Here is a 7904-nt window from a genome sequence, read left to right on the forward strand (position 1 = left end):
GGGGCTACTTCTTCCCCGGCGCAGCCCTGTCGTCCTCGTCCTCGTCCTCGAGGCCGGCCTGTTCGTCGGTCAGTCCCTCGGGTGCGGGGATCTGATCCTCGAGCTCGTCCTGATCGGGCTCGTTAGATCGCTCGTCGATCTGTTCGGAGACGTAGCGAATCAGCACAGCAGCCACCGCGGCAGCGGGCACTGCGAGGAACGCGCCGATGATCCCGAACAGCGAGCTACCTCCGGTGACGGCCAGCAGCACGATCGCTGGATGCAGATTCATGCTGCGGCTCTGCAGGATCGGCTGCAGCACGTTGCCTTCGAGCTGCTGCACCGCGAGGATGATCGCGAGCACGATCAACGCGGTCGTCAGACCGTTGGCCACCAATGCGACGAGCACAGCGAGAGCGCCCGCGACGAACGCACCGACGATGGGGATGAAGCCACCGAGGAACGTCAGGGTGGCGAGCACCAATGCCAGCGGGACACCGAGGATCACCAATCCGAGCCCGATGAAGAACGCGTCGATGAAGCTGACGATGGCCTGGGTCCGGATGAAACCGCCCAGCGTCACCCACATGCGGGAGAGGACTTCGCCGAGATGGCGTCCCGCGCGGCCGCCGGAGAATCCGTGCAGCCACGGCAGGAACTTCGGGCCGTCCTTGACGAAGAAGAACGACAGCACGAGCACCAGGGCAAGGGTCACGAGGATGGAACCGGCTGCCGAGACGCCGCTGAACACGCCGGTCGCGATGACGTCGCCGCTGTCTTGCAGCCGCGAGACGATGGCCGATACCGCATTGTCGATCTGGTCGTCGCCGATGTTGAGCGGAGGACCCTTGAGCCAGTCCTGCACCTGACCGATGCCGCCCGACGCCTGATCGACCAACTCGGGAGCCTGCTCGGCCACCGACGGAATGATCAGAGTGATGACCCCGCCGATCACGACGAAGAACACCACGAGCGACACGGACGACGCCAGCGCAGGCGGAAAGCCAAGGCGCATCATCAATTTCGCAGGTGGCCACAGAACCGTGGCCACGATCACCGCGAGTAGAACCGGTAGCAGAATCACCCAGAGATGACCGATCAGCCAACCGAACACCCACGCGCCGGCCGCGATGGAGATCAGGATGAGCGACCATTTCGCCAGCCAGAGGCCACCGATTCCGATGAGGTCCCCGCGATCTCGTCCGGACTTCGCGGGCTTCGCAGTACTGCCGGGAACTGCCGATTCGGTCACGGTGGGTCCTCACATTCGGCGGGTGGCGGTTCGTGAAGAACCTTAACGTCCCACTCCGACGCGGTGTCGGTCAGAGCGCCTCGTGGGCCAACAGCCACTTCTTCGTCGGCAGTCCCCAACGGAATCCACCGAGCGCACCGCCGATCCGAACCACTCGGTGGCACGGTACGAACAGGGCGGCGGCATTGCGCGCGCACGCCGACGCGGCACCGCGAATCGCCGTCGGCCGTCCCGACAGTTCCGCGAAAGCGGAGTACGTCACCGGCGCTCCGGGTTCGACAGTGCGCAGCACGTCCCAGGCGTGCATCAGGAATTCGCCCGATCGTTGTGCGACGTCGATGTCGTCGATGCGGTCGACGTCGCCGCGGTGATAGGAGTCGACAGCTGCGGTGACGGCACCGAGGTCGGTGGCCGAGCGGACATCGGTGGGTCGCAACGTCGGATGGATCAACACTCGGAGTTCTTCGACATCGGCGGTCCAGCCCGACGCCAGCACGCGCTGATCGGCGTCGACGATGGTGGTGAACGGACCGATTGGGGTGTCCTGCGTTGCGGAGGTGGCCATCATGCCTGCCTTCTTTCCAGTGCGGTGATCCACAGGTGCATCGAGACGTAGGAGCGCCACGGTGCCCAGCGTTGGGAGTTCTTCAGCGAAATGTCCAGCGCCTGTGCGCCTTGCCGGACGACGAGGTCGGTGTCGAGCAGAACGTCGGGGTCACCCAGCAGTCGCATGACGACATAGCGGGCCGTCCACGGTCCGATTCCCTTGAGCTCGAGCAGTTCTCGTTCCAGATCGGGGCCCTCCCGCGCGGGGTGCAATGTCACCGTTCCCGACGCGATGGCGTCGGCGACGCGGATGACGGTCTGGACCCGAGCCGCCGGGCCGGTGAGGACCTCGTGGCCGCGTTCGGCGATGACGGCAGCGTCGGGGAACAGCCGTCCGACGCGTCCGTCGCCGAAATCCAGTGGTGCCCCGAGCGCGTCGACGAGCCTGGCGGTGTGGGTGGCCGCTGCCTTCAGCGAGATCTGTTGCCCGATGACGGTGCGCAGCAACATCTCCGCCCCGTCGACGACCCCGAGGGCCCTGATACCCGGATGGGCGTCGACGCTCGGTGCGAGTTGGGGGTCGGCGCGTAGGGCTTCGTCGACGGCAAGCGGATCGGCGTCGAGATCGAGCAGGTGTCGAATCCTGGCCACGGCCGGAGCGAGGTCGCGCATGTCCTGCAGAGTCAGTGCGGCGCTGACGAATCCGTCCAGGATGCGCAGTGCCACCAGTCCGGCAGCGTGCGGTAACTGCACGGAACGCACGTATTCGCCGTCGTCGGAAAACGATTCGATGCCCTCGACCACATGGCCTCGGAGAAACCACTCGACCCAGCCGCGGTCCAGCGGCGGGCGGTACGGCAGGCGCAACGTGACGGTGCCACCCGCAGTGGGTACGGCCGAGCGGTGCGCTTCTCGCCGCAGGGTCGTCGGATCGACCGCGAAGACCTCTTTGACGGTGTCGTTGAACTGGCGGACGCTCGAGAAGCCGGCGGCGAAGGCGATGTCGGCCATCGACATGTCGGTGGTCTGGATCAACGTGCGGGCGGTATGCGCGCGATGGGCGCGAGCCAACGCGAGCGGCCCGGCACCCACTTCTGCCGTCAGAACGCGAGTCAGTTGGCGGCTCGAGTAGCCGAGGGTGCTGGCGAGGCCGTCCACGCCCCCGCGCTCGACGGCTCCGTCGGAGATCAGCCGCATCGCACGAGAACTGAGATCCGAGTGGATGTTCCATCGTGGGGAACCGGGGGTGGCGTCGGGCTGGCAACGGCGGCAGGCGCGGTAGCCGGATTGTTGGGCCGCTGCTGCCGTGGCCAAAAACGAGACGTTGCCGGGCTTGGGGGTGCGCGCCGGGCAGGAAGGTCGACAGTAGATGCCGGTGGTGGAGACGGCGGTGAAGAACTGGCCGTCGAACCGTGCGTCACGCGAGGAGACCGCGCGATAACACCGATCGAAGTCCAGTTCTTGCACCTGCCGTTCGCTGCTCATGCTCCTACTGTGTCAGCGCGATCCCGCCAGTGCTAGCGGAAATCGGACAGCACCGTGTCAGCAGCATCGAGCCCCTGGGTTTCGGTCCGCTTCCGCGTGCCGGTCCTTCCAGTACTGCCGCACGGTCGGTGGCTCCTGGCCCGGGTGGTGCCGGGCCAGATGCGCGACGTAGCGGTCGTAATCGTGATCACCCATCACCGAGGTGATCCACCACCACAGCCCGCGCATCTAGTGCGCCGACCCGGGGCGTCGGACGGTGCCCGCATCGATCAGTTCGTCCCACTCGGCCTGGATCTGCTTCTCGGCGGGGGTGAGGACGAATCCGGCAGGACCGAAGATCTTCGACGGCACCTCCGGCTCCTCGTTGTCCGGCAGATCAGCTCCGCGAACGGCCTTGACGCACACGATGACTCCGGCGACGACGACAACCAGGACGAGTACCGCGAAGATGATCGACAGCGTGCCCTGGATGAACGTATTGCGAATGACCGCGTCGATGGCCTCGGGGGTCTTCGCGCTGCCGAAGCTGCTCAGGCCCTGCTCCTTCGCGTCACGGAACTGAGAATGCTGCGTCCAGTAACCGATGGCCGGGGTGGAGGAGAAGATCTTCTGGTACGAGGCCGTCATCGTGACGATAAGGTCCCAGGCGAGCGGAATGCCGGGGATCCACGCCCATTTGTAGAGACCTCGTTTGACGACGATGACCATGACCACCGTCAGCGCGATCGCGGCGAGCAACTGATTGGCGATACCGAACAGCGGGAACAGGGTGTTGATGCCGCCGAGCGGGTCGGTGACTCCCATGAGAAGGATTGCGCCCCAAGCTGCGACGACGATGAGCGAGCAGATCCATGCACCGGGACGCCACGACGGGTCCTTGAACTTCTTGGCCGAGGCTCCGGGCAGGTTGCCGATACTGTCGGAGAGCATGAAGCGTGCGACGCGGGTGCCTGCATCGACCGTGGTGAGGATGAACAGTGCCTCGAACATGATCGCGAAGTGGTACCAGAACGACTTGAGCGATTCTCCGCCGAACACCTGATGCAGAACCTCGGACATACCGAACGCCAGCGTCGGAGCGCCGCCGGTACGGGAGATGATCGACTCCTCGCCCACATCGGCTGCGGCCTGGCTCAATTCACCGGCCGAGATGTCGCCGCCGCTCAATCCCAAACCGTTGACGTACTCCGCCGCGGTCTCGGGAGTACCGCCGGTCAGCGTCGCCGGTGCGTTCAGCGCGAAGTAGATGTGCTGATCGAGGACACACGCGGTGATGAGCGCCATGATGGCGACGAACGACTCGGTGAGCATGCCGCCGTAGCCGATCATGCGCATCTGCTTTTCCTTCTCGAGCAACTTCGGCGTGGTGCCGGAGGAGATCAGAGCGTGGAAGCCCGACAGCGCGCCGCAGGCGATGGTGATGAACAAGAACGGGAACAGCGATCCGGCGAATGCCGGTCCATTGCCCTCGGTGGCGAAGCTCGTCATGGCGGGCATCTGAATCTCGGGGCGCGCGATGAGAATGCCGACGGCCAGCAGCGCAATGGTGCCGACCTTCATGAACGTCGAAAGATAGTCGCGCGGGGCGAGCAGCAGCCACACCGGCAGGATGCAGGCGAGCAGGCCGTAGCCGATGAGCAGCCAGGCGACCGTCACCTTGGACAGGGTGAACCAGTCTGTGCCCCATTCGGTTTCGGCGACCCAGCCGCCGGCGACGATGGCGAGCAGAAGCAGGACGACACCGATGAGCGAGACCTCGGTGACGTTGCCCGGCCGCAGGTAGCGCAGGTACACACCCATGAACAGGGCGATGGGGATGGTCAGCGCGATGGAGAACACGCCCCACGGACTTTCGGCGAGCGCGTTGACGACGACGAGAGCAAGAACCGCGATCAGGATGATCATGATGACGAACACCGCGATCAGCGCGGCGGTTCCGCCGACTACTCCGAGTTCGTCACGGGCCATCTGGCCGAGGCTGCGGCCGTTGCGGCGCGTCGAGATCCACAGCACCAGGAAATCCTGGACGGCCCCGGCGAACACGACGCCGATGATGATCCACATGGTGCCGGGCAGGTAGCCCATCTGGGCAGCCAGAACCGGTCCGACGAGGGGGCCCGCTCCCGCGATTGCGGCGAAGTGATGGCCGAACAGCACCCGACGGTCCGTCGGCATGTAGTCCTTGCCGTTCTCCAGGATCTCGGCGGGCGTGGCTCGGTCGTCGCGAGGAAAGACGATCTTGCGTTCGATCAGTCTGGCGTAGAAGCGAAACGCGAAGATGTAGGTACACACCGCGGCGATGACGAACCAGACTGCGTTGGGATTCTCGCCGCGGACGATGGCGATGATCGTCCAGGCGACGCCGCCGAGCAGGCCGATCACGACGAGCATCAGACGCTTGATCGGCGTCATGGGATGGGAATCGACGACTCCGACAGGTGGTAGGTCGGGGTCTGTCTTCAGCAATTCGACGTGTGGATCGTCGGCCGCTTTCAGTGACATGTGTGGGGTCTCCATGGTCGCAGGTGTGACTGCGATCACCCTATGCGTGACGCACTTGCACGTCCTCGAATCGACACTTCGCGATGCGCCCGGCGGTCATTCGTGTGCGCCGAGTGGCGGCGGCCTGGAACCGGATGGTCCTGGGCTGCGTCGTACCGGGTGTCATCACTTCATTCATTCGGGGGGAACACCACATGTCGGGACCGTACGAGCAAACTCATCAGCAGACCTTTCCAGCAGCGCAGCCCTTCGCGCCGGTGCTGCCGGCGTCGAACGCAGGGTGGGCAGTGGTGGCAGTCATCTTCTTCTGGCCACTGGCCATCCCCGCGTTCAATCATGCGTTGAAAGTCCATCCACTGTGGTCGATGGGCGATGTCCAAGGCGCGCAGTACTCGTCGCAGCGCGCGGCGTTCTTCGGCAAGCTGTCCCTCATCATCTTCGGCGTCTTCATCGTTCTCTACCTGGCGTTCATCGGCTTGGTCGTCTCGAACATGTGACGGGTCGACGGCGGTGTGCTGATCACCCGCGGGTGACCGAAATACCGCCGTCGACGTAGAGCGTGGTTCCGTGCACCATCGCGGCATCGTCCGAGACCAGGAACAGCACACCGTCGGCAATGTTCTGCGGCAACAGCACTGTGCCTGCCGGGGTTCCGGCCGTCATGGCGTCGAGTACCTGGCGTGCATCCTCGTTGCCCGGAGTCAGAGTGGCTCCGGGCGCGAGGGCGTTCACTCGCACACCGCGTGGGCCGAACTCGGCGGCCCAGCTACGAGTGAGCTGCTCGTCGGCGGCTTTGGTGGCGGAGTACATCGCAGCGAACGGACTGCCCATCGTGGCCATCCACGACCCGATGTTCACGATGACTCCGCTGCCGCGCTCGGCCATGGCCGGTGCGAGCTCACCGACGAGCACGTGCGGTGCTCGGACGTTGACGGCGAGCATGGCGTCGAGCTGATCGTCGGGAAGATCGGCTGTCGCGGTGGCCGGATAGATACCGGCGTTGTTGACGAGAATGTCGACGCGGCCGCCGAGGGTGTCGGTAGTGCGGGCGGCGAACTCGCGAAGTTCTTCGTAGCTGCCGGCGAGATCGACGTCGACGAATGCCGCTGTGCCGCCGGCTTCCGAGATGCGGGCCGCCAGGGCTTTGCCGCGCTCGGCGTCGCGGCCGCTGACGACCACCTTCGCCCCGTGGTCGGCGAGGGTGAGCGCGATGGCCGCACCGATCCCACTGGTCGATCCGGTGACGACGGCGGTGCGTCCATGGAGTTGTGTGGAACTGGAAGATGTCATGACACCATGTCTACGGTCGCGGAATCGAGCGGACCAGGCGTCGTTCGACCTAGGTCTGTCATGACCAGGTTGGCCATCGCTCGCGTGGCTACTGTGGATTTCGTGAACAACGACAGGTCGGCGCTGAGCGCATTTCTGCGTGATCGACGCGACCGCATCACTCCAGCCGAGGCGGGAGTGCCGATCTATCCCGGTGCGCGACGGGTACCGGGCCTGCGGCGCGAAGAGCTCGCAGCGCTGGCCGGAGTGAGCCCGGATTACTACAGCAAGCTCGAACAGGGTCGCCAAGCCAACGTCTCACCCGAGGTGCTGCTGGCAATTGCTCGGGCGTTGAAACTCGACCAGGTGGAGTCTGCGCACCTGCTCGATCTCGCATCTCCGGCTGTGCCGGTCGGCAGCGCCCCGGAGCGACCGGATCCGGGATTACTCCAGGTGATGCGGGCGCTCGATCACGTGCCGGTGCTACTGCTCGGGCGCTCGGGAACCATCTTGGCCAGCAATGCGCTGGTTCGTGCGGTGTTGAGTCTGCAATCGTCCGCCGGGGATTCGCTGTTCCACTACCTATTTCGCAATCCCATCGCGCGCGAGCGAATCGTCAATTGGTCGCAGTTCGCGGCGGCCTCGGTTGCCGCGCTGCGCCGCGATCTTGCTCGAAGGCCAGGGGATTCGGAGTTGACCGCGCTGATCGACGAATTACGTTCGACCGAGCCTTGTTTCGAGCAATGGTGGAGCGATCACGAGGTCGCCGAATTGATAGTGCCCCATGGGGTGGTGTAATTCGGATCGGTGAACCATCCGGTTCATGATCAACGAGTTGTGTTGTATGTTAGGCGCTTTCGAGCTGAGGTGT

At 64.9% G+C, this 7904-nt stretch carries 8 protein-coding genes; 2 read left to right on the forward strand and 6 right to left on the reverse strand.

All coding sequences use genetic code 11. The features are described from left to right. Positions 1-4 precede the first annotated feature (4 nt). The 5 genes from CH268_RS20865 to CH268_RS20885 all read right to left on the reverse strand — a co-directional run bounded on the left by CH268_RS20865 (position 5) and on the right by CH268_RS20885 (position 5764). Positions 5-1231, reverse strand: coding sequence for an AI-2E family transporter (locus tag CH268_RS20865; RefSeq protein WP_094665770.1), 1227 nt, complete (start codon positions 1229-1231; stop codon positions 5-7). A 70-nt stretch (positions 1232-1301) separates the two neighbouring features. Then, positions 1302-1796, reverse strand: a complete 495-nt coding sequence (locus CH268_RS20870) for a methylated-DNA--[protein]-cysteine S-methyltransferase (protein WP_174557298.1) — start codon at positions 1794-1796, stop codon at positions 1302-1304. Next, the gene (locus CH268_RS20875) at positions 1796-3262 is read right to left on the reverse strand and encodes an AlkA N-terminal domain-containing protein (protein ID WP_094665771.1); all 1467 of its coding nucleotides are present in this window, start codon (positions 3260-3262) and stop codon (positions 1796-1798) included. The genes CH268_RS20870 and CH268_RS20875 overlap by 1 nt, the downstream gene beginning before the upstream one ends. A gap of 57 nt (positions 3263-3319) precedes the next feature. Next, a complete protein-coding gene (locus tag CH268_RS20880) occupies positions 3320-3490 on the reverse strand; it encodes a YbdD/YjiX family protein (protein WP_072692145.1) in 171 nt (56 codons plus the stop codon). Beyond that, the gene (locus CH268_RS20885) at positions 3491-5764 is read right to left on the reverse strand and encodes a carbon starvation CstA family protein (RefSeq protein ID WP_094665784.1); all 2274 of its coding nucleotides are present in this window, start codon (positions 5762-5764) and stop codon (positions 3491-3493) included. A gap of 194 nt (positions 5765-5958) precedes the next feature. Between CH268_RS20885 and CH268_RS20890 the strand changes: the two genes are divergently transcribed. Continuing rightward, a complete protein-coding gene (locus CH268_RS20890) occupies positions 5959-6261 on the forward strand; it encodes a CD225/dispanin family protein (protein WP_052057009.1) in 303 nt (100 codons plus the stop codon). Positions 6262-6283: 22 nt separating this feature from the next. On the opposite strand, the gene CH268_RS20895 is transcribed toward CH268_RS20890, so the two are convergent. Then, the gene (locus CH268_RS20895; RefSeq protein ID WP_094665772.1) at positions 6284-7054 is read right to left on the reverse strand and encodes an SDR family NAD(P)-dependent oxidoreductase; all 771 of its coding nucleotides are present in this window, start codon (positions 7052-7054) and stop codon (positions 6284-6286) included. Positions 7055-7156: 102 nt separating this feature from the next. Between CH268_RS20895 and CH268_RS20900 the strand changes: the two genes are divergently transcribed. After that, a complete protein-coding gene (locus CH268_RS20900; protein ID WP_094665785.1) occupies positions 7157-7831 on the forward strand; it encodes a helix-turn-helix domain-containing protein in 675 nt (224 codons plus the stop codon). The last annotated feature ends 73 nt before the right edge of the window (positions 7832-7904 follow it).

This window comes from Rhodococcus sp. 06-1460-1B (genome assembly GCF_002258475.1).
In the GTDB taxonomy this organism is placed as follows: domain Bacteria; phylum Actinomycetota; class Actinomycetes; order Mycobacteriales; family Mycobacteriaceae; genus Rhodococcoides; species Rhodococcoides fascians.

Bases quoted from the DNA above. Each gene is read 5' to 3' on its own strand.
- CH268_RS20885 (WP_094665784.1), bottom strand. From the start codon at position 5,764: ATGTCACTGAAAGCGGCCGACGATCCACACGTCGAATTGCTGAAGACA.
- CH268_RS20895 (WP_094665772.1), bottom strand. From the start codon at position 7,054: ATGACATCTTCCAGTTCCACACAACTCCATGGACGCACCGCCGTCGTC.
- CH268_RS20890 (WP_052057009.1), top strand. From the start codon at position 5,959: ATGTCGGGACCGTACGAGCAAACTCATCAGCAGACCTTTCCAGCAGCG.
- CH268_RS20870 (WP_174557298.1), bottom strand. From the start codon at position 1,796: ATGGCCACCTCCGCAACGCAGGACACCCCAATCGGTCCGTTCACCACC.
- CH268_RS20880 (WP_072692145.1), bottom strand. From the start codon at position 3,490: ATGCGCGGGCTGTGGTGGTGGATCACCTCGGTGATGGGTGATCACGAT.
- CH268_RS20875 (WP_094665771.1), bottom strand. From the start codon at position 3,262: ATGAGCAGCGAACGGCAGGTGCAAGAACTGGACTTCGATCGGTGTTAT.